The 21,825-nt window shown below is 38.2% G+C and carries 17 protein-coding genes, 2 tRNA genes and 3 rRNA genes; 17 read left to right on the top strand and 5 right to left on the bottom strand.

The window, feature by feature from the left end:
- The first annotated feature begins 3 nt into the window (after window positions 1-3).
- From mnmA to HCQ94_RS04375, 6 genes are all read left to right on the top strand, one after another.
- Window positions 4-1,089 carry a tRNA 2-thiouridine(34) synthase MnmA gene (mnmA, locus tag HCQ94_RS04400; protein WP_166982241.1) on the top strand — a complete coding sequence of 362 codons (1,086 nt, stop codon included), beginning with the start codon at window positions 4-6 and terminating at the stop codon, window positions 1,087-1,089.
- A gap of 113 nt (window positions 1,090-1,202) precedes the next feature.
- Window positions 1,203-1,286: transfer RNA gene (locus tag HCQ94_RS04395), tRNA-Leu, on the top strand.
- A gap of 392 nt (window positions 1,287-1,678) precedes the next feature.
- Entirely contained in the window at window positions 1,679-2,536 is an 858-nt protein-coding gene (locus HCQ94_RS04390; protein ID WP_166982239.1) for an aldose epimerase family protein, read from the top strand.
- 109 nt (window positions 2,537-2,645) lie between these two features.
- Window positions 2,646-2,718: transfer RNA gene (locus tag HCQ94_RS04385), tRNA-Lys, on the top strand.
- A 425-nt stretch (window positions 2,719-3,143) separates the two neighbouring features.
- Complete coding sequence (locus HCQ94_RS04380) at window positions 3,144-3,749, top strand: vitamin K epoxide reductase family protein (RefSeq protein WP_166982237.1); 606 nt, start codon at window positions 3,144-3,146, stop codon at window positions 3,747-3,749.
- A 31-nt stretch (window positions 3,750-3,780) separates the two neighbouring features.
- Window positions 3,781-4,431, top strand: a complete 651-nt coding sequence (locus tag HCQ94_RS04375; protein ID WP_166978660.1) for a metal-dependent transcriptional regulator — start codon at window positions 3,781-3,783, stop codon at window positions 4,429-4,431.
- A 16-nt stretch (window positions 4,432-4,447) separates the two neighbouring features.
- Here HCQ94_RS04375 and HCQ94_RS04370 read toward each other — a convergent pair whose 3' ends face one another.
- Window positions 4,448-4,885, bottom strand: a complete 438-nt coding sequence (locus tag HCQ94_RS04370) for an HIT family protein (RefSeq protein WP_166978659.1) — start codon at window positions 4,883-4,885, stop codon at window positions 4,448-4,450.
- 52 nt (window positions 4,886-4,937) lie between these two features.
- On the opposite strand from HCQ94_RS04370, the gene HCQ94_RS04365 reads away from it, so the two are divergent.
- The 4 genes from HCQ94_RS04365 to HCQ94_RS04350 all read left to right on the top strand — a co-directional run bounded on the left by HCQ94_RS04365 (window position 4,938) and on the right by HCQ94_RS04350 (window position 7,368).
- Window positions 4,938-5,462, top strand: coding sequence for a Dps family protein (locus HCQ94_RS04365; RefSeq protein WP_318272882.1), 525 nt, complete (start codon window positions 4,938-4,940; stop codon window positions 5,460-5,462).
- A gap of 70 nt (window positions 5,463-5,532) precedes the next feature.
- Window positions 5,533-5,982 carry an ASCH domain-containing protein gene (locus HCQ94_RS04360; RefSeq protein ID WP_198418147.1) on the top strand — a complete coding sequence of 150 codons (450 nt, stop codon included), beginning with the start codon at window positions 5,533-5,535 and terminating at the stop codon, window positions 5,980-5,982.
- Window positions 5,983-6,111: 129 nt separating this feature from the next.
- Window positions 6,112-6,456: an iron-sulfur cluster insertion protein ErpA gene (erpA, locus tag HCQ94_RS04355; RefSeq protein WP_166978657.1), complete on the top strand. Its 345-nt coding sequence runs from the start codon at window positions 6,112-6,114 to the stop codon at window positions 6,454-6,456.
- A gap of 15 nt (window positions 6,457-6,471) precedes the next feature.
- Complete coding sequence (locus HCQ94_RS04350; protein WP_166982235.1) at window positions 6,472-7,368, top strand: FKBP-type peptidyl-prolyl cis-trans isomerase; 897 nt, start codon at window positions 6,472-6,474, stop codon at window positions 7,366-7,368.
- 61 nt (window positions 7,369-7,429) lie between these two features.
- On the opposite strand, the gene HCQ94_RS04345 is transcribed toward HCQ94_RS04350, so the two are convergent.
- The 3 genes from HCQ94_RS04345 to HCQ94_RS04335 form a co-directional block, all read right to left on the bottom strand.
- Entirely contained in the window at window positions 7,430-7,894 is a 465-nt protein-coding gene (locus tag HCQ94_RS04345) for an Rv3235 family protein (protein ID WP_166982233.1), read from the bottom strand.
- 1,027 nt (window positions 7,895-8,921) lie between these two features.
- The gene (locus HCQ94_RS04340; RefSeq protein WP_166982231.1) at window positions 8,922-9,173 is read right to left on the bottom strand and encodes a hypothetical protein; all 252 of its coding nucleotides are present in this window, start codon (window positions 9,171-9,173) and stop codon (window positions 8,922-8,924) included.
- A 399-nt stretch (window positions 9,174-9,572) separates the two neighbouring features.
- Window positions 9,573-10,043, bottom strand: coding sequence for a hypothetical protein (locus tag HCQ94_RS04335; RefSeq protein WP_196373602.1), 471 nt, complete (start codon window positions 10,041-10,043; stop codon window positions 9,573-9,575).
- Window positions 10,044-10,071: 28 nt separating this feature from the next.
- Here HCQ94_RS04335 and HCQ94_RS04330 point away from each other — a divergent pair.
- From HCQ94_RS04330 to rrf, 3 genes are all read left to right on the top strand, one after another.
- Window positions 10,072-11,610, top strand: a 16S ribosomal RNA gene (locus HCQ94_RS04330).
- Between the two features lie 415 nt (window positions 11,611-12,025).
- Window positions 12,026-15,139, top strand: a 23S ribosomal RNA gene (locus tag HCQ94_RS04325).
- A 121-nt stretch (window positions 15,140-15,260) separates the two neighbouring features.
- Window positions 15,261-15,377, top strand: a 5S ribosomal RNA gene (gene rrf, locus HCQ94_RS04320).
- The 16S, 23S and 5S rRNA genes sit together here, the layout of an rRNA operon.
- Before the next feature lie 519 nt (window positions 15,378-15,896).
- Here the strand turns inward: rrf and HCQ94_RS04315 are convergent.
- Window positions 15,897-16,496, bottom strand: a complete 600-nt coding sequence (locus tag HCQ94_RS04315; RefSeq protein WP_166982188.1) for a hypothetical protein — start codon at window positions 16,494-16,496, stop codon at window positions 15,897-15,899.
- 311 nt (window positions 16,497-16,807) lie between these two features.
- Here HCQ94_RS04315 and HCQ94_RS04310 point away from each other — a divergent pair, with 311 nt between their 5' ends.
- From HCQ94_RS04310 to HCQ94_RS04295, 4 genes are all read left to right on the top strand, one after another.
- Complete coding sequence (locus tag HCQ94_RS04310) at window positions 16,808-18,607, top strand: cell division protein PerM (RefSeq protein WP_232525756.1); 1,800 nt, start codon at window positions 16,808-16,810, stop codon at window positions 18,605-18,607.
- Between the two features lie 161 nt (window positions 18,608-18,768).
- Window positions 18,769-19,065, top strand: coding sequence for a hypothetical protein (locus HCQ94_RS04305; protein ID WP_166982185.1), 297 nt, complete (start codon window positions 18,769-18,771; stop codon window positions 19,063-19,065).
- Between the two features lie 130 nt (window positions 19,066-19,195).
- Window positions 19,196-20,179 (top strand): malate dehydrogenase, encoded by a 984-nt coding sequence (locus HCQ94_RS04300; protein WP_166982183.1) that lies wholly within the window; start codon window positions 19,196-19,198, stop codon window positions 20,177-20,179.
- Window positions 20,180-20,535: 356 nt separating this feature from the next.
- A complete protein-coding gene (locus HCQ94_RS04295; protein ID WP_166977961.1) occupies window positions 20,536-21,807 on the top strand; it encodes an ABC transporter substrate-binding protein in 1,272 nt (423 codons plus the stop codon).
- The last annotated feature ends 18 nt before the right edge of the window (window positions 21,808-21,825 follow it).

Below are 21,825 nucleotides of genomic sequence, written 5' to 3'. Positions count from 1 at the left end.
TATATGAAGGTGCTTGCGGCATTGTCTGGTGGAGTAGACTCTGCAGTAGCTGCTGCTAGGGCTGTTGAAGCAGGTCATGATGTGACTGCTGTGCACATGGCTTTAACAAAATCTAAAGAAGAGTATCGCACAGGTTCTCGGGGTTGCTGTTCTTTGGAAGACTCAGCCGATGCTCGTAGGGCTGCGGCAATTCTAGGTATACCTTTTTATGTTTGGGATTTATCTGAAGAATTTGAAAAGACTGTTATTGATGATTTCTTGAATGAGTATGAGCAAGGGCGTACTCCTAACCCATGTGTACGTTGTAACGAATATGTAAAGTTTAAGTCGTTACTTGATCGTGGAATAGCATTAGGATTTGATGCTGTGTGCACTGGACATTATGCACAGATATTGGAAGGTGAAGCTGGGCTAGAACTACATAGAAGTATTAATGATCTTAAAGATCAGTCTTATGTTCTCGCTGTAATTGGACGCGAAAACGTATCTAAAGTTTTATTCCCCATAGGAAATATGGAAACTAAAGACGCGGTTAGAGCTGAAGCGGCACAGCGGGGCTTATCTGTTAGTAATAAGCCTGATTCTTACGATATTTGTTTTATATCAGATGGAGATACTGCTGGATTTTTGCGTTCCAAATTAGGAGCTAAATCTGGAGAAATTCTTGACACTGAAGGTAATGTTGTGGGTCAGCATGAGGGCTATTTTGCTTATACTGTTGGACAGCGTAGAGGTTTGGCTTTAGGCCGACCAGCAAAAGATGGAAAACCTCGTTATGTTCTGTCTACTATTCCAGCAAAAAATCAAGTCATTGTTGGTTCTAATGAGCTTTTAAGTGTTAATACTATTGAGGGGAACGATCCAATTTGGTTGTGCGATAAGAGTGAGTATTCCTCAAGGTTTACAGCAGCTGTACAGATGAGAGCGCACGGTAAGCAAGTGCCTTGTGAAATTGAACTAACAGCTGAGAAAGTTATAGCTCACTTAGATGAATCAGCTCACGGTATAGCAGCTGGGCAGTCTATGGTAATTTATGATGGAACTAGGGTAGTGGGTCAGGTTACTATTTCTAAAGCATATAAAAGTTAGCAAAACGATGTGCTAAACCCTTATCAGAGTAAGGTGTAAAGACTTCTCAGAAAAGTTTTAAAAAGGTATTGATTTTTGTTAAATAGTAAGATATAGTTATTTCTTGTTGAGACGCGCGAGTGGCGAAATTGGCAGACGCGCTAGATTTAGGTTCTAGTGTCCGTACGGACGTGAGGGTTCAAGTCCCTCCTTGCGCACAAAAGAAATGCCCCAATAGGGGCATTTTTTATACTTAAGATTCCATAGTAAATATTCGCTAATTTTTATTTAATAAAACTTGTACTTTCACTTTGTTCTTTTTCTCCTACGGACTATAAGAATTCAGTCACTGTCTTGTATATAAAACGCAAGTTATAACTATCAGAATATGAATAATGGCTTATTATATTGCCTTTATAGATAATCTCTAGAAGATATTTGCTCTCTTGTAGCAGGTGTGTCTACATGTAAGATTATTTGTATTGTTTTACTTTGGTGAATGAAAAAAATGTTTTTGCTACTTTTCTTTTATAAGGTTATTCTAACTCAGATGTAGTGTAGGTAAATGTGTATAATTACTTGTATACACGACTAGGTTTTAGGTGTAGATATGCTAACAAATGGAAAAATACTTACCGTTGAAAATGATTTTCTAAAAGTGCGCATTGGTACAGTTGGTGCTGCTCTATTAAGTGGTGAACATAAAGAATACGGTGATTTCTTAGTTTATATTCACGATGATGAGTTTTCTGATGGATATGTAGGGAAAACTATTGCTCCTTGGGTAAATAGGGTAAAAAACGGTGAATATTCTGTTGATGGACAAAACTATTATCTCCCTATCAACGATGTAGAGACAAATTCTGCTTTGCACGGACTTGTTGCTTGGAATGAGTTTTCTGTGCTTGAAGAGGATGCTGAGAATGTTTTGCTCTCGTCTTACATATACCCATCTCCTAGTTTTCCTTTTAAAGGTGAAGTTTTAGTTAAATATTTCTTAGAAAAAGATGTATTGAATTGTGATATAACTGTTACGAACTTATCTAATACCAAAATCCCTATTGGAATATGTTCTCACCCTTATATAAAGCATCCTAATGCTGAAAGTATCGATGAATGTGCGTTCTCTGTTGTGTCTGAGACGGGAGTAAACAATAATCAGAGCTGTGTTTTGAAAGCAGATTTGAATTATTTGGGAAATTTTTCTTTAGATAACTGTTACGAGATAGATTCGCCTTGGAAAGTTATTTTGAGTCATAAGAATACTAAACAGTATTTTAGTAAGGTTATAGTTTCATCTAACTCTAAGTATTTGCAGTTATATAGTGGAGAATCTGTAAAGCGTAGAGGATTTGCAGTAGAACCTTGTACTAGTGGTGTAGATATGTATGGTGAGACTAAAAAAGGTGAGTTTTTAGAACCTGATTCTCGCAAAAAATTGCAATATACAATTAGGGTTGAGCCTTAAGATAGCTTTTGAAAGTAAAAGTTACAAATAATGCAAAATATTTTCAATAAGGTGTTGCTTTTAAAAACTTTTAAAGGTATATTATCTCTTGTTGCTTTTCAAAAGCGATGCGCCATTAGCTCAATTGGCAGAGCAACTGACTCTTAATCAGTGGGTTGAGGGTTCGAGTCCCCCATGGCGTACTACAAGGTAGTAAACTGACTCGAGTATTTACTACCACTTCAGAGACATTGATCACTAGTGAGATATGTCTCTTTTTTATTTAATTTATATACCGCTACTTTTTAGCATTTTCTTTTAAATAGAATAGGATAAATATTTTATAAAAAGATACAGTTCATTTAGCTTTATTGTTATCGGAAGTATATATTTTGAGTAGCTGTAAATATATTTGATAAATTTGTTATCTTTATTACGTTTATGATTTTTCATAGATACACATTCTATAGTGTTATTACTGTATATTCTGACTAATAGTGCTATCTGGCAAGTAAAGATAAATATTATTAAAAATAACGCTTGTATGTAAATACCATTTGTTTTATTACGGTAACTTCTAAAATGTTTTATACTTTAACTTTGAGTTTTATTCTGACGGAGAAAAGTAATGGAAAAACAAAATACGCTCGCCATATATAAGTACGAATTATTTGTTTTATTCTTGTTTTCAGGCTTTGCTGTTGTAAGTTCTATATCTTTATTAATGTCAGAATTACATTATTTGCAAGATCCTTCTAAAGCATTGGCTTGTGATTTCAATCCTCTTATTGGGTGTAGTAGTTCTCTTACTTCTTGGCAAGCTCACTTATTTTTCTCTATACCTAATTCAGTAGTGGGGCTTTGTGCTTTCATGGTCTTTTTGTCTTTGTCAGGGTTGATGCTGTGTAAAATTGATTTACCTAAATGGGTTATAAATACTATGTATGCAGGAATTAATCTGGCTTTAATCTGGGTATTTTGGTTTTTATGGGTATCTGTTTTTGACTTTAAAAAATTATGTCCTTTCTGTTTAGTTATTTGGTTTAGCGTAATTATAATTTGGGCTACTATGACTGGTATAGTTTTTAGGAATGGATTTATTTCTAAAAGTAAATCTGTTAACATGATTTTAGGTAGTTACAGGTTTTATTTTGCGATCATTATAGTTTTATGTATTGTTATTTTTATAATATTCGGAATGCTAGATACATGGATTATAGTTTTAGATAGCTAGTTTTTTTAGGATATTTGGTATTGGGGGAGAAGTGATTTCGTCAGTTAGTCAACAGCATTTAAAAGTTATATACTCTTTATCTGAATGGTCTAATTCTCCAGTTTCTATTTCTGTGTTAGCTTCTAACCTTGGTGTGGCTAATTCAACAGTTTCAGAGTCTATAAAGAAGTTGGCTGAGCGTGGACTGGTAAATCATGAACCCTATAAGGGAATTACTCTGACTGATTCAGGTTTACAAGAAGCACTCAAAGCGGTGAGGGCTCATCGTTTACTGGAAACATTTTTATATAAGACTTTGAAATATCCTGTTGAAGAAATACATGATGAGACACAAGCCTTACAACTGAATGTTACAGATAGATTCTTAGATAAAATTGAGGAATTTTTAGGTTTTCCAGAAGTAGACCCTCATGGGGACCCAATCCCTAATAGAGAAGGTGTCGTTAAAGAAATTACAGGAAGATTGTTATCAGACCTTCATCCTGGGGATACTGGTAAAATTGTTAGAATTTCAGATGCTAATTCGGCTTTGCTATGTTATTTGGAAAAGCTCGGAGTGGTTATAGGTACTGAACTAGAAATTCTTGAACGCCATGATTTTGCTGGTATAACTAAGGTCAAAGTGTCAGAAGAAGTTATTGATTTAGCGTCACCAAGTTTGAACTCAATATTAGTCCAATAGTTAGCGACGCCAAATTTTATATCTTGTTAATATTGGTAGGTACGAATTGTTCGTATCCCATTTGTACTAGAGTTTCCCTAAGTTTTTCAGCAGATAACTTGATATTTTCAGGAGTATCTTCTTTAGCTAATGATAAATCTAGTTGTTTTTCGTTAGCTAGTGGAATTACATGTATATGTAAATGTGGAACTTCAAACCCTGCGACTATAATTCCAGCCCTTTGTATATCGAATGTTTTTTCTTGTGCCTGACCAATTATTTGCGCTACTTTTGCTAGATGACCTATAAGTTCTTGATCACATGTAGTGTAGGAAAGATACTCTTCTTTAGGAATTACTAGCATATGACCTGGCTGAACAGGTGCAATAGTAGATATAACAACACTTTTATCGTCGTTGTAGACAAAATTTCCAGGAATTTGTCCTTCAATAATTTTTGTAAAAATTGTACTCATATATTTATGTTACAGCGTTTTGGAAAAGTTGGTTAATTGATAGTTACTAAGATTGAGGAAATTAGGTAAGCGTAACCTTGCTAGACTGGATTTATTCCAAAGAGTAGAATGGGTTAGCATAGATGATTACATTAGTGAGGATATTATGTCAATTGTAGAAAAATCTTTACAGCAAACACTTGTTGACCTTATTGCCCTTTCTTTACAGGGAAAACAAGCACACTGGAATATTCAAGGTAAAGAGTTTAGGTCATTGCACCTACAACTTGATGAAATTATTGATCAGTTGCGCGAAAGCTATGATGAAGTTGCTGAGCGTTTAGTTGCTATCGGTACTTATGCTGATGGTAGAGAAGAAACAATTTACAAGACAAGCACTGTTCCTCCATTAGATGAAGGATTTTTAGGAACTGACAAGGTATACACTCAGTTTGAAGAACGTCTAGTAAATGTTTCTAAGAATATTGCTGCTATGATTGATGACGTTGATGAATCTGATCATGTTAGTGCCGATATGCTTATTGGTATTTGTGCAATTTTGGATAAACAAGCATGGATGCTACGTTCTAGCAAATAGTTATTGTCGTGATAATACTTGTGTATTTTTCTTGATATAATTGTTGAGTGAAAATACACAAGGAAACAAAGTGATTGATGAATTTTGGCGAAGCTTTTTGAAAGATAAAGGCTTTAATTCTAATATAGAGTATACGGATTCTTATTATTTCGGGTTTGATGAAAAAACGGCTAATGAGCTTTTAGAATTAGTTTTGCTAGGGAAAAAATTAGCCACTAGTAGTGCTCTGATTTCTTACGAACTATGTTCTGAGAATCTTCCAAAGATTGGTGACTATAACGTTATAACTGACTTTGTCGGGAATCCTAGGTGTGTTATTTATACTAAAAATGTTCGTTTTATTCCTTTCAATGAAATGACCTTTGAGATTTGTAAATCAGAAGGTGAAGATGAATGTCTTGAAACTTGGAGAGAAAAACATAAGAAGTTCTTCATTGAAGATGGTAAAGAACTAGGATACGAGTTTAGTGAAGATATGATAGTTGTTTTTGAAAATTTTGAAGTAGTTCATAAATTTTAATTTCAGTTAGTATACTTAGTAATTACTGTAGTTATGGGTAATTATTTTTTCAAATAAACTCTTTTATATTGTTACAGTGTCATTTTCAATGTGGTAGAGTTGTATAGGTATTTATATATAGGAGTATATATGGCACAGACAGATCCAACTCATGAAGTTAATCTTACTGACGAAGCTGCTCAAAAAGTTAAAAGCCTTTTAGAACAAGAAGGTCGTGACGATTTGCGATTACGTCTGGCCGTGCAGCCAGGTGGATGTTCAGGACTTATCTATCAGCTTTACTTTGATGAACGAATATTAGAAGGCGATTTAATTCGTGACTTTGATGGTGTTGAAGTCGTGGTTGATAAGATGTCTTCACCATATCTTGCAGGTGCTACTGTTGATTTCTCTGACACTATTGAGAAACAAGGGTTCACAATTGATAACCCTGCAGCAAAAGGTACATGTGCCTGTGGAGATTCTTTCCATTAAATGAAGGTTTTATAAATGAAAAAAATTATTGCTTTATTCACTAGCTTGTTCCTATGCATAGGGCTTGTTGGTTGTTCAAGTTCAGATCAGGTTTCAGTCTCAGGTGATTTTGGTAAGAAACCTAAGGTAGATATTAATTCAACTACACCTCCGAAGGAACTAGTAACTAAAGTTTTAGTTGAAGGAAAAGGTGAAAAGCTAACTGAAGATAGTATTGCCTCTGCTGATTATTATGGTATTGCTCTAGATGGGAAGAAACCTTTTGATGAAAGTTTCTCACGTCCAAAGCCTTTTACTTTTAAAGTTGGTAGTGGTGTTATAAAAGGTTGGACTAAAGCCTTAGTTGGAAAACGTATTGGTTCACGTGTTTTGATGGTTGTTCCTCCTGAACTAGCTTATGGTAAGCAGGGCAATGGTGCTGCTATCAAACCAAATGCTACTTTGGTATTTGTGGTTGATATTTACGGCGGCACTACTAAAACAGATCGCTCAGCTCTAAAAGATTCAAAACCTAAAACGGATACAGTCGATGGTGTTACTGTAAAAGGTGCTACTACCGAAATTCCTAAAGTGGAGTTTTCTCCAAATGCTAAGCCACCTAGTAAATATGTGATAAGCGTTATTTCTGAGGGTACTGGTGAAAAAATTGTTGAGGAAGATCTTTTGCAAGTTTTCCCAGTAGTTTATGAATGGGGGCAGAAAGAACCTATTTCTCAGGCTACAGGTAAAGGTAATATGCCTCTATCATTGCTTGTTTCTAAAGCTACTGGAACACAAGAACTAGCTGGAGCAAAAGTTGGTTCACGTATTTTAGTCTTAGAGCCTCCAACTAAAAATCAAGCAGGTAAAGAAATCCCTGGCTATGCTTATGTCTTTGATGTTGTAGGTAAAGTCGGACAACGAGCTAAATAATTTGGTAATAAAAATGTGGAGTAAGGTTTTCTTGCTCCACATTTTTATTACATATTAAGCTTCATGCATACTCTAATTCAGTAACTATCCATTTGTTTTTCTTGTTTTCTACTTTCAGAGCAAAAGCCCTATTTTTCTCTCCGTCTTTTACTGTTAGAGTTACATCAGCATAGTTTTTTATAACATTTACTTGCATATAAATTGTGTTTAAATTTGGTAGTGTTTTCAAATTTTCTATTTTATTGTTATCTAGTTTTATTCGATAAGTTAGCTGTCTATAAAGTTCTTCTGATAGTAATTGCTCTATGTTTTTGATAGGTCTTTGATTTTTAAGTATTTCTATTATCAATATACCCACACTATATGTAGTTTTGTATATAGTATTAAGGTCGGGAATTTGTAATGTTTTGCCATAAGAGTTAGCGATTTTCTTTAGTAAGTTAATTTGCTTGTTTACATCATTTATTGAATCAGCGTGAATTGTGAATTCTCCGTCTGTATATTCCAATTTAGAAGTGAACCGCATATCAAAGCCTTCCTTTAGCTTTTAGCTTTCCAGAGTTGGATCACTTTTTTGCACAATTATATTATTTTATGGTTAAAATATTGCATTTACAAAAGAAACTCTTTAAGTTGAAATTTGATTATTTTAAAGTTGTAATGTAGTGTTTAAAGATTGTGTTTTGGTTTTAGAATATCATCACCATCTATATTTTAACTTTTCTTTACTAATTTAGATATTTATTAGAGTAAAACTTTAGGAAAACTTTAACAATTCTAGTAATTGAGTTATTTGAAGTTATGTGATTTTTGTAATAAAAATTACTAAATTTTATTGATTTAGTAAAATAATGGAAAAAGTTGTAATTATTAAGAGTTTATTAAGATACTTTAGCATGTTTTAATTAATTCCAGTATCTACGTTTATGCTACTGTTTGGAAACCAGTTATTGTTTTCTTGTTTATTTGAGTGTTGGTGTTATTTATAGCAGTAGTGTTTTTGAAATTGGTGAGAAAGTATTTATAAATCAATTGACCATTATAGTAAATGCTGCAATCTTTACTAACTGGAGTAAGGCTACGATAAGGGAGATATTATTCTAAACACTAGTTACAGTTGTAGTTGTTATCTTATTTTGTATTCAGCTCGCCTTGAAAAATAACTTCGTTGTGTAAGTATTTTTGTTATATATGGTGAGTGTATTGCTAAAGCCTTTGTTAGACGTTGAAGTCTATAAATAGTTGGAACTTAAGCTCGTAGAGGTTGTGATGAAGATAACTTTTTATTGAAGGTAGACAAGTAAATCTATGGGCAATAAGTAAAGTCTAAAAGATAGCTCACTAAATATGACACACAAGTAAATGGAGTAAGTAAACAGGTACCTTAAAGATAATCGAAACTTGTTCTTTGCTAAAAGCTAAGAGTAAATATGTCCTGCTGAATTAAGAAAATTATGTCCTGCTGAATGTTGTCTATCGGTTTTTGGTAGTAAGCACTTTTATGCTAGATACCTTTGCCCCAATAATTTAGGAGTAGGTTTCTTTTTTAGTGTTTACTTTTGACTACTGTTGCGTCCTTTTCTGCTAACAAGATCAAAGATACAACCAGCAAATAACAATGTTACTAAACCAGTAACCAATCCCTCATCAACACCAGTAGCAGGTAGCTTACGAAGAATAACAGACAACAGGCTTCTTAGTATTATTTGTGGTCTTTGGATAGTATAAGTGTATTTCGTGAAGTTCGGCAGATATTTAGGTACCGAGTTTGTAACGTAGCCAGCCCTAGTCTTAGTCTCAGCCAACTCATAGTCATCATAAGCAACATCAGCAAAGCTGACCCGCCCAAAGTATTGCTTATGTTAGCACACTTTTACCATTATCAAAGCTAAGTTTACATAAAGTATTAGTTATGCAAGCTTCAGTAAGATGCTCATTAGCTTTGGCATAACTTGAGCGTAACAGCAGTTTCATCAATGTGACGGTTAGCCATAGCACTTGTAACCACGAGAGAGTAGTTTAAAGTGCAACTTAAACAGCACGCCAATAGAGGCAACCTACCTCGAGCGTCAGTAATATCAGTAAAGCCAGTCTTGCCCAAAAACTCTTAGTATTTATTAGCAGTACTAGTAATAGTTTTACTAGCTTTACCCAACACCAGCAGTAGTTTAGCCTAATCGGGTATTTGTTTTTGTTTTCTGATTTTACTCTGTTGATGTTCTAGTTTTGTTTGTATGTGGTGGGGAAGGTTTTTTTTGGTGTTGTTTGGTGTTGTTTGGTGTTGTTTGGTGTTGTTTGGTGTTGTTTGGTGTTGTTTGGTGTTGTTTGGTGTTGTTTGGTGTTGTTTGGTGTTGTTTGGTGTTGTTTGGTGTTGTTTGGTGTGACACGCCCGGGTGTTTGTTGTGTTGTGTTGTGTGTGGTTGGGGGTGTATAGTTTTTGTCTGTTGCTTTGATGCTTTTTGTGTCAGGGTTTGTGTTTTTCCTGGTTTGTTTTCGGGGCTTCTGCTTTTTTTTGGTGGGGGTTTTGGGCTTTCTTGGGTTTTGTTGTTTGTGAACTGAACAGTGTGTCTTTTATTTTTGTGATGCCATTTATTTTTTTGATGATGCTGAGTGCTCTTTTTTGGGTGTTTGGTGTTGTTTTTTTGTTTTTTGCTTTTATTGGGCTTTTTGTTCAAGGGCTGAATTTGTTTTTTGTTTGGTTTTTGTTCGGAGAGTTTGATTCTGGCTCAGGACGAACGCTGGCGGCGTGCTTAACACATGCAAGTCGAACGATGAAGCATTTCCTTTCGGGGTTTTGTGGATTAGTGGCGAACGGGTGAGTAACACGTGAGTAACCTGCCCCCTTCTTTGGGATAACTATCGGAAACGGTGGCTAATACTGGATATTCAGCTTTTGCCGCATGGTGATTGTTGGAAAGGTTTTTTCTGGTGGGGGATGGGCTCGCGGCCTATCAGCTTGTTGGTGGGGTGATGGCCTACCAAGGCTTTGACGGGTAACCGGCCTGAGAGGGTGACCGGTCACACTGGGACTGAGATACGGCCCAGACTCCTACGGGAGGCAGCAGTGGGGAATATTGCACAATGGAGGAAACTCTGATGCAGCGACGCCGCGTGAGGGATGAAGGCCTTCGGGTTGTAAACCTCTTTCAGTAAGGGAGAAGGCTCTTTTTGTGGGGGTTGACGGTACTTACAGAAGAAGCGCCGGCTAACTACGTGCCAGCAGCCGCGGTAATACGTAGGGCGCGAGCGTTGTCCGGAATTATTGGGCGTAAAGAGCTCGTAGGTGGTTTGTCGCGTCTGCTGTGAAATTTCAGGGCTTAACCCTGGACGTGCAGTGGGTACGGGCAGACTAGAGTGCAGTAGGGGAGACTGGAATTCCTGGTGTAGCGGTGAAATGCGCAGATATCAGGAGGAACACCGGTGGCGAAGGCGGGTCTCTGGGCTGTTACTGACGCTGAGGAGCGAAAGCATGGGGAGCGAACAGGATTAGATACCCTGGTAGTCCATGCCGTAAACGTTGGGCACTAGGTGTGGGGTCTGTTTCCACGGATTCTGCGCCGTAGCTAACGCATTAAGTGCCCCGCCTGGGGAGTACGGCCGCAAGGCTAAAACTCAAAGAAATTGACGGGGGCCCGCACAAGCGGCGGAGCATGCGGATTAATTCGATGCAACGCGAAGAACCTTACCAAGGCTTGACATACACTGGGATGCTGCAGAGATGTGGTAGTCTTCGGACTGGTGTACAGGTGGTGCATGGTTGTCGTCAGCTCGTGTCGTGAGATGTTGGGTTAAGTCCCGCAACGAGCGCAACCCTTGTCTCATGTTGCCAGCACGTTGTGGTGGGGACTCGTGAGAGACTGCCGGGGTTAACTCGGAGGAAGGTGGGGATGACGTCAAATCATCATGCCCCTTATGTCTTGGGCTTCACGCATGCTACAATGGCCGGTACAGAGGGTTGCGATATCGTGAGGTTGAGCTAATCTCTTAAAGCCGGTCTCAGTTCGGATTGGGGTCTGCAACTCGACCCCATGAAGGTGGAGTCGCTAGTAATCGCAGATCAGCAACGCTGCGGTGAATACGTTCTCGGGCCTTGTACACACCGCCCGTCACGTCACGAAAGTTGGTAACACCCGAAGCCCATGGCCTAACCGTTTGGGGGAGTGGTCGAAGGTGGGATTAGCGATTGGGACGAAGTCGTAACAAGGTAGCCGTACCGGAAGGTGCGGCTGGATCACCTCCTTTCTAAGGAGACCGCAAATCATTTATTATTATTGTTTTTGGTTTGTGTTTGTCTTTTTTGGCATGACTGTTTGCATTGGACCCTTTGTTTTTTGGGTTGGTTTGTTTGTGGTTGTGTTTTGTTTTTTTTGGGTGGAACGTCATGGAAGACCTCGTTTGTTTGCTGGCCTGTTTTGGGTTGGTGCGGGGGTGGATGCGCTGTTTGGTTTAGGGGCAACAGTTTTTGTTGTTTCTTTTTTTTGTTTGCCATGCTTATTTTGTCGCGGTCCTTGTTTTGGGGTTGTGGTGGTTTGTGTTGGTGGGTTGTTTGTGAACTGTATAGTGAACGCGAGCATCTATGACAAGAGGATCCGTTTTTTTGGGTTTTTTTGTTGTTGTAATGTTTGTTAGAGAATTTTTTTTGGTCTCATTTTTTTGTTTTGTAGTTGCTTAGAGCATTCGGTGGATGCCTTGGCACCAGGAGCCGATGAAGGACGTTGTGGCCTGCGATATGCCTCGGGGAGTTGGCGAACGAGCTTTGATCCGAGGGTGTCCGAATGGGGGAACCCAGCAAGAGTTGTGTCTTGTTACCAGCATTTGAATATATAGGGTGTTGGGGGGAACGAGGGGAAGTGAAACATCTTAGTACCCTTAGGAAGAGATATTGCGTGAGTAGTGGCGAGCGAAAGCGTAGGAGGCTAAACCATGCGCGTGTGATAGACGGCAGTTGTTGCGTGTGTGGGGTTGTGGGGCGTGTTTTTTCAGTGTGCTGCCGCATGCTGGGTGAGTTATAAATGGTTGTTATAGTTGAACACTTTGGGAAGAGTGACCGTAGAGCGTGATAGTCGTGTAGGTGTAATTTCAGCCACTTGCTTGATGCGTTCCCGAGTAGCACGGGGCCCGTGGAATCTCGTGTGAATCTGCCAAGACCACTTGGTAAGCCTAAATACTACCTGGTGACCGATAGTGTATTAGTACCGTGAGGGAATGGTGAAAAGTACCCCGGGAGGGGAGTGAAATAGTACCTGAAACCGGATGCTTACAATCCGTCGGAGCCTTGAGGGGTGACGGCGTGCCTTTTGAAGAATGAGCCTGCGAGTTAGTGGTATGTGGCGAGGTTAACCCGTGTGGGGTAGCCGTAGCGAAAGCGAGTATGAATAGTGCGTTTTAGTCGCATGCTCTAGACCCGAAGCGGGGTGATCTACCCATGGCCAGGTTGAAGCACGTGTAAGAGCGTGTGGAGGACCGAACCCACTTCAGTTGAAAATGGAGGGGATGAGCTGTGGGTAGGGGTGAAAGGCCAATCAAACTCCGTGATAGCTGGTTCTCCCCGAAATGCATTTAGGTGCAGCGTTACGTGTTTCTTGCCGGAGGTAGAGCTACTGGATGGCCGATGGGCCCTACCGGGTTACTGACGTTAGCCAAACTCCGAATGCCGGTATAGTTAGAGCGTAGCAGTGAGACTGCGGGGGATAAGCTTCGTAGTCGAGAGGGAAACAGCCCAGATCATCAGCTAAGGCCCCTAAGCGTGTGCTAAGTGGGAAAGGATGTGGAGTTGCATAGACAACCAGGAGGTTGGCTTAGAAGCAGCCATCCTTGAAAGAGTGCGTAATAGCTCACTGGTCAAGTGATTCCGCGCCGATAATGTAGCGGGGCTTAAGTACACCGCCGAAGCTGTGGCATTCACACTTTTTTTGCTAAGCCGCCCTTTGATGGTTGGTTCAGGTGTGTGGATGGGTAGGGAGCGTCGTGTGTGGGGTGAAGTCTCGGAGTGATCTAGGGGTGGACTGTACACGAGTGAGAATGCAGGCATGAGTAGCGAATGGAGAGTGAGAAACTCTCCCGCCGTATGACCAAGGGTTCCAGGGCTAGGCTAATCCGCCCTGGGATAGTCGGGACCTAAGGCGAGGCCGACAGGCGTAGTCGATGGACAACCAGTTGATATTCTGGTACCGGCGAAACACCGTAAGGAACTGAACTTTATTGTTTTCGTGAACGCTGGTGGCTTTTCTTTTTTCTTTCGGGGAAAGGGTTGGTTGCTGGTTTTTGTGTTAATGTTTTTAGTAGGTTAGCGTGTTAACAGGGGTGACGCAGAAAGGTAGCCTCCGCGTGCTGATGGTTATGCACGTCTAAGGATGTGGCCCGTTTCCTAGGTAAATCCGGGGAACATGTGGGTGAGGTCTGATGGTGACACATTTTTTGTGGAAGTGGGTGATCCTATGCTGCCTAGAAAAGCCTCGACGTTAGGTGTTAGCCGCCCGTACCCTAAACCGACACAGGTGGTTGAGTAGAGTATACTAAGGCGATCGAGATAATCATGGTTAAGGAACTCGGCAAAATGCCCCCGTAACTTTGGGAGAAGGGGGGCCTACCTGGTGAAGCCAATTTTTTCTGGTGGAGCTGGTGTGGGTCGCAGAGACCAGGGGAAGCGACTGTTTACTAAAAACACAGGTGCGTGCGAAGTCGTAAGACGATGTATACGCACTGACGCCTGCCCGGTGCTGGAAGGTTAAGAGGAACGGTCAAACATTTTTTTGTTGAAGCTGTGAATTTAAGCCCCAGTAAACGGCGGTGGTAACTATAACCATCCTAAGGTAGCGAAATTCCTTGTCGGGTAAGTTCCGACCTGCACGAATGGCGTAACGACTTCCCTACTGTCTCGACCATGAACTCGGCGAAATTGCATTACGAGTAAAGATGCTCGTTACGCGCAGCAGGACGGAAAGACCCCGGGACCTTTACTATAGCTTGGTATTGGTGATCGCTTGTGCTTGTGTAGGATAGGTGGGAGACTGTGAAGATGGAACGCTAGTTTTGTTGGAGTCGTTGTTGAAATACCACTCTGGTTCAAGTGATTGTCTAACCTCGGTCCGTGATCCGGACTAGGGACAGTGCCTGGTGGGTAGTTTAACTGGGGCGGTTGCCTCCTAAAAGGTAACGGAGGCGCTCAAAGGTTCCCTCAGCCTGGTTGGCAATCAGGTGTCGAGTGTAAGTGTAGAAGGGAGCTTGACTGTGAGAGTGACAGCTCGAGCAGGTGCGAAAGCAGGAACTAGTGATCCGGCCGTGGTTCGTGGAAACGCGGTCGCTCAACGGATAAAAGGTACCCCGGGGATAACAGGCTGATCTTGCCCAAGAGTCCATATCGACGGCATGGTTTGGCACCTCGATGTCGGCTCGTCGCATCCTGGGGCTGGAGTAGGTCCCAAGGGTTGGGCTGTTCGCCCATTAAAGCGGTACGCGAGCTGGGTTTAGAACGTCGTGAGACAGTTCGGTCCCTATCCGCTGTGCGCGTTGGAAACTTGAGAAGGCCTGTCCCTAGTACGAGAGGACCGGGACGGACGAACCTCTGGTGTGCCAGTTGTACCGCCAGGTGCATGGCTGGTTGGCTACGTTCGGGAGGGATAACCGCTGAAAGCATCTAAGCGGGAAGCCTGCTTCAAGATTAGGTTTCGTTTGAGGTCCCCACTAGACTAGTGGGTTGATAGGCTGGATGTGGAAGAGCAGTAATGTTTTTTAGAGCTGACCAGTACTAATTGACCGATAACTACAAAAACATGTAAACAAAAAAATTTTTTTTTGGGATTGTATGTATTTTTTCTGACAAAGTGTTTTGGTGTTCGCGTTTTACTATATGGTTCATGACCAACCCGTCGGGGTGTGGTTTGATAGGTTTTTGCGGTGGTCATAGCGTGGGAGTTACGCCCGGTACCATTCCGAACCCGGTAGCTAAGGCCTGCAGCGCTGATGGTACTGCACTCGTGGGGGTGTGGGAGAGTAAGTCACTGCCGCAATAAAAAACTGTTTGTTTTGTTTAGGGGTTAGGACAGGGAAACATGAGAAAGTGTTTCTTGTCCTAGCCCCTAAAGTATTTTAAACACAAAAAACATTCTTTGATTCTTGTTTAGTATTATTCTTTGTTCTTACACACATATTTTTTTATTTTTTATTTTCTATAGATTATTTTTCCACTTATTCTTCTTTGGTTAGTGTTCTTTTATTATTTGTTTACTACCCACCCCCTTGTTTTTTTTGTGTAATAGGCGAGTAGTAGCTATGTTATAAGAGAACATACTTACTGTAAGGAAGTGTTTTATAGTCTATCCTCTTTCGTTTATTTCCCACACCATTTTTTCTAACAAAAAAGTCTAAGACCGGAGTACTATTACTAACAACACACAAACAACAATAACAGTACTACATGCCTAAAAATTTACTCTTATTTCCTTTTTTTGTTCTTATAAACATACTTCTTTCCCACTCACTCCCAACACACACAAAAACACACAGCCTTATAAACTAGACATGCTCAACTATAGTTCTGGTAAAAACCCATACCTACATAACACATCATGAACTCTATCAATTCTTTTGAAATCCCTCATTCTGTCTAAACAATTCATCAGCGAATCATAAGTAATTTCATAAATACCACTCAAATTTTTGAAAAAACTTAAATCATATGGTGAGAGTTTCTTTTCGTATCTAATCATATCTATTAATGTTCTAGCTGGACTTGTTATGAGTAGGTTATTTATTTCTATTACATCTTCTTTAAATAATCCATGATCGGTTATACATATATTTTCAGTTATACATGTTATCTTTTTGTGGTTTAGTACTAATTTTTCAAAATTATTACCAGTATAGATCCAAGTTGCGGTTTGTACACAAGCTACCATATGTGCAGGAATACGTCTTTTAATTACCCAAGCTCTATCAGTAACTGTGTTGCAAAACTTTGGATTGACATAGTAATTTTTATATACTTCTACAATTTTAGTGTTGTATAAATTTCGTACAAATAAAAATACTTCTTTAGGTACTTTTATTACATCTGAAGGTCCATTATTTAAAACTACTTCAGGAGATGTTAAAAACGAAATTAACTGTTTTCTTTCTTTGTTTAGCATGTATTAAAACAATCATAGTTTGAATACTCAATCAATGCTTAAAATTTTTTCTGTGGAAAACTCCTCTAATACACCTAACACACATTTTACGAACAATACCACCCATATCGTAAATATATTTGTTATAGCCGCACCATATAAGTAAGAATTTTGAAATAATTTACTTTTGATATTTGTATAACAGTTTTACAAATTATTGGTACTTCTCAATTACAGAATTAATATATATTTTGTTTATGTATTGTTTTTATCGGAAAAACTTTTACACTTAAGTAATAATACTTAAATGGTTGAGGTAATTTGACATAGTGATGAACAAAATATATAAAAGAATTTTTTCCGGTAACTTCAAAAAATTTAATACTGATAAAACAATTACTCGTGTTGTAAAGCAAGATAACACTTCAGAGATACTTATTAGTATGCCTACTGGCTGGGCTGGTACCATTATAGTTGGTTCCTTTGTCGCAATTTTTTCTTGGATTATACCTGTTCTTTTTTCGTTACTTTCTTATTTCTCATCTACTGATAATCCAGCTTTAAATGATACGACTTGGTTTGATGCAATGCTCTTAGGTAGTCAATTTTGGGCTTTGTCATTGGGAATACCTATTAAATTTAGCGCTGGTTATTTATCGTTACTTCCTTTAGGATATACTTTTTTAATTTTTGTCATTTTAATTTGGTTTTCAGTAAGAATAAACTTTAATAACATTAAAGCAGGTTTAGGTATAAACTTAGGTTTCGTTAGTACTGTTGTGTTATTTGGAATATTATTACCTCATGGAATTGGTATTTGGAAGTTATTCTTAGCTTCTTCAATTTTTTCATTACTTGCTTTAGTTATTATTCTTGTTAAGAAAAAAATTTTTAGTTTTGGAATAGCTCGTAATGAGGGTGAACTAACTTTCGATTTGTTTATATATCAAATTCCTATAAAAAGTGATTGGATAGAATTTGCGAATTATTTGACTAAAAAAAATATTCTTTACATATTATTGTATTCATTATTTTTATTCACTTTGTCATTTTTCTATAATTATTCTCAATTTAATTTAGTTATATCTTCTCTGCACGCTGACCCAATAGGCTGGGTAATTTTGCTGTTAATACAGATAGCTTATATACCAGTTATCATGTTTTGGTTATTAGCTTATTACAGTGGCGGATATGTTTTCTTAGGTAGCTCTGAAACCGTTATAAATACATTTGAAAAGCCTCATATTCTTTTCCCAAATATTCCTGCAATGACATGGATAGATACTTTTAGCTTAGGATGGCTAGTTTTTCTTATAGTTCCAACAATCTCACTAATAGTGTGTATAAGAGTTTATAAGAAATTTTCTACAACTGATATCGTTTCTATATTTAAAACTCACTTATATAATTTTGTAACTATTTTTATATCTATTGTTTTCTTTTATTATTTAGTAACAGGATCATTGGCTGGTAAAAATTTGACTCTATTTGGTCCTATGGTATTTGTATCTGCTTTGTTATTAACAATACAAGTTGTTTTCACACAACTAATATTTTTTATTATTATTTATTTACTGAATAAGTATGAGATTAAAAAACGCATATTTACTTCTAAGAGTTCAAAGCTTAAAGTCAGTACATTTACTGATCTTAGAGAAAAAAATACTTCTGTTTCTGAAGATATGGATAAAGAAAATTCTCAAGTAACTGACTCGAATACTACTGAGGAACATACAAGATTTGATGTTGGAATTGACTTTGCAGAAGATTCTTGTAATGAGATGGATGAAGATACCGATGAAATTTCTAATAAGAGTACTCAAGATATAGCTCGAGATATTGTTAACGAAGTTCTTAAAGAAAATGAGATTGACTCATCTGATAAAAACTTTGATACAAATAAAGAGTGTAACAGCAACTCTGATAATGATTCTAGTCAAGATGCTTCTGATACAAAATTTACTGGTGATAAAAAACCTATGGCAGAGTTAGAAAAGACCGATGTTGAAAATGCCTATATAGATGTTGAATCTAAAGAATATTCCTCTGAAGAAAAATTAGCAAGGTCACGTAATGGTGTAGATACTGAAGTTCTTTCTGAAAAAAGTCAAGAAGAATCTAAAGACGGGTAGCTATACAAAATAATGTTGTTCATATTCTGCAGTGTGAATTTGTCATATGTATAGTTGCATTCTTTAGAAGGTAAGTTAAATCTTATAGCTTGGATACGTGCTATTATGGTAAAAATATACTTGAATAATGCTACTGATATGTGTAAGAAGCGGAGAGAAAAATGAGTAAAGAAAAAACAAGAAAGCTCTTTGCAATGCCGTATCTATTATTGCTATTGGATGCTGTATGTATTTTAGTAGTGCTGTTATTGGTTATTTTAGATAAAACGTTTATTGCGGTGTTTGCTTTAGGCATAGTGAACATGGTTTTTGGTATATTCGTTATAGCTACTGGGCATTCACAAATTTTTAAAGCAAAGTCTAGGCTTTTTGACTCTTTGTTTTTGTTTACTTTAGGTGCTGCAATTATAGCTTTTTCTTTGTTAGTTTTTTGGGTTCCTGATTTGCCTATTTTGTAACTGAGTCGTTATTAGGTATACGTTTTATAAAACTTTTATATTATATAAATTGAATAAGTCAAATATTGTTATTTTTATTTGTTTGTAATGTAGCATATTAATAAGTTTTACTTTACCTCAAGGAGGGCTTATGTTACAAAAACCAATTAATGTTGCTGTTTCTGGAGCTGGTGGGCAAATAGGATATGCATTACTATTTAGAATTGCTTCTGGCCAGCTTTTCCCTAATCAAAAAGTTAACTTGAGATTGTTAGAAATCCCCCAAGGAATTCAAAGCGCAACTGGTATAGCAATGGAGCTATTTGATTGTGCTTTTCCGCTGTTGAATAATATAGAAATTTATACTGAAGCACATAAGGCTTTCGAAGATGTAAATGTTGTTTTCTTAGTGGGGGCAATGCCTCGTAGGGAAGGTATGGAACGTTCAGACTTACTTTCGGCTAACGCAAAAATATTTGCTCCTCAAGGTAGGGCTTTAAATGAAGTAGCTGCTGATGACGTAAAGGTCTTGGTGGTGGGAAATCCTGCGAATACTAATGCTTTAATTACCGCTATGAATGCTCCAGATATTCCTGATTCTCATTTCAGTGCGATGACAAGACTAGATCATAATAGGGCGGTGGCTTTTTTGGCTGAAAAATGTGGTTCACCTTCTGCATCTATAGACAAAGTTACTATTTGGGGGAATCATTCGTCTACCCAGTATCCTGATATTACGAAAGCAACTGTTGATGGAAACCCTATAAAGGAAATTCTTTCTGATAAGCAATGGGTTGAAGATGTTTTTCTTTCAAGTGTTGCTAATAGAGGAGGTGAAATAATTAAGGTGCGTGGATTGTCTTCCGCTGCTTCTGCAGCCTCTGCTGCTTTAGATCAAATGCGTGACTGGATTTTCGGATCAGATAAGTCATGGGTAAGTGCCTGTAAAATATCTGAAGGAGAATATGGTATTGAGCCAGGTTTAATGTTCTCTTATCCGATTGTAAATAATGAAAGTGTTATGAAGGTTGTAGAAGGGTTAGAAGTAGATGAGTATTCGCGGAAAATGATTCGTAGAACTGAGTTAGAATTAATCTCTGAACGGAATATAGTTAAAGAATTAGGATTGATATGACACTTGAGTTGTTTTTATACTGAAAGTATATGAAAATTTTACAAAACTTATTTCAAAGGTTTTAAATGTGTTTAAATACAAAAAATAAGTTAGAAACGTTCTAAATATAGGGTTTGTAAATAGATGTGTAGAAGTAAAGTACTTATGTGATGTAGATTAAGTGAAACATTGAGTTTATAAGTAGAAAAATTTTATAAATATATTGTATTAATAAAGTAGATTTTTTGATTTAATAAAGTACAATGAGATTGTATAGTCAGCTGGCTTATATTAACAAGTCAGCAAGAAAATGATAATACAATCATATTAGTTACAGATGCATAAGCATCTCGGACAAGGATGTTCAGGAGAAAAATATGCGCCGTAGTGCAATTATTGCAAGTGCAGTAGCATTGAGCTTGGCTTTAGTAGGATGTTCTTCCGCAGGTACATCTGAAAGCAAAGACGCTGGAAAAGATGTACAGGTAGTTAGCTGGTGGGCACAAGGCTCAGAAAAAGCTGGTTACGAAGCTCTACAGAAGATTTTCAAAGAGAAGAAAAAAGATTTTAATTTTGTTGACGCAGCTGTTGCTGGTGGCGGTGGCTCACAGGCTAAACAGAAACTACAAGCAGACTTGGATGCTGGTAACCCACCAGAAACATTCCAGGCACATGCTGGTGCAGAGTTGACAGACTACATTAAAGCTGGACAGATCGAAGACGTATCAGCTCTATACGATAAGTTCAAATTACGTGAAGTATTCCCACAGTCACTAATTGAACGCCTAACAGTTGACGGAAAGATTTATTCAATTCCATCAAATATTCACCGTGCAAACGTTCTATGGTACAACCCAGAAGTATTAAAATCAGCAGGAATTGATCCAAAAAAGGTACCAGCTACAATTGATGACTGGATTGCTGACATGGAAAAAGTCAAGGCTGCTGGTAAAGTTCCATTGACACTTGGTATGAACTGGACACAGACTCAGCTACTAGAAACAATTTTGATTGCTGATTTGGGTGCAGAAGGCTACAACGGTCTATGGGATGGAAAGACTGACTGGGCAGGTGCTGAAGTTACAAAGGCTCTAAAGCACTTCCAGAAGATTGTTGAATTGGCACAGACTGATTCATCAGCTGACTGGGAACCAACACTAAACTTCGTCATGGACGGTAAAGCAGCTTACAACGTAATGGGTGACTGGGCAATTGCTGCATTCACAGCTGCTAAGAAAGAAATGGACAAGGACTGGATGTGGGCACCTGTACCAGGTACACAGGATGTATTCGACTTCCTAGCTGACTCATTCACATTACCAAAGGGTGCAAAGAACCCAGAAGGTGCAAAGGCATGGCTAGAAGTTATTGGTTCAGCTGATGGTCAGGCACAGTTCAACCTAATCAAGGGCTCAATCCCAGCACGTACAGATGTTGATACAACTAAGTTCCCAGAATACCAGCAGAAAGCTATGGAAGACTTCAAGTCCAAGACTGTTGTTTCTTCACTAGCTCATGGTGCAGCTGCTCCACTAGCTGTTTCATCAGCAATCAACGATGCAGTTGTCAAATTCACACAGGGACAAGGCAAAGACGTTGAAGGTCTACAAAAAGACCTAGTAAACGCTACAAAGTCACTAAAGAAGTAATTTCTATCTGACTGAATC

This window comes from Actinomyces sp. zg-332 (assembly GCF_011751945.2).
Taxonomy (GTDB): Bacteria; Actinomycetota; Actinomycetes; order Actinomycetales; family Actinomycetaceae; genus ZJ293.
This window is presented reverse-complemented; position numbering and strand designations above follow the sequence as displayed.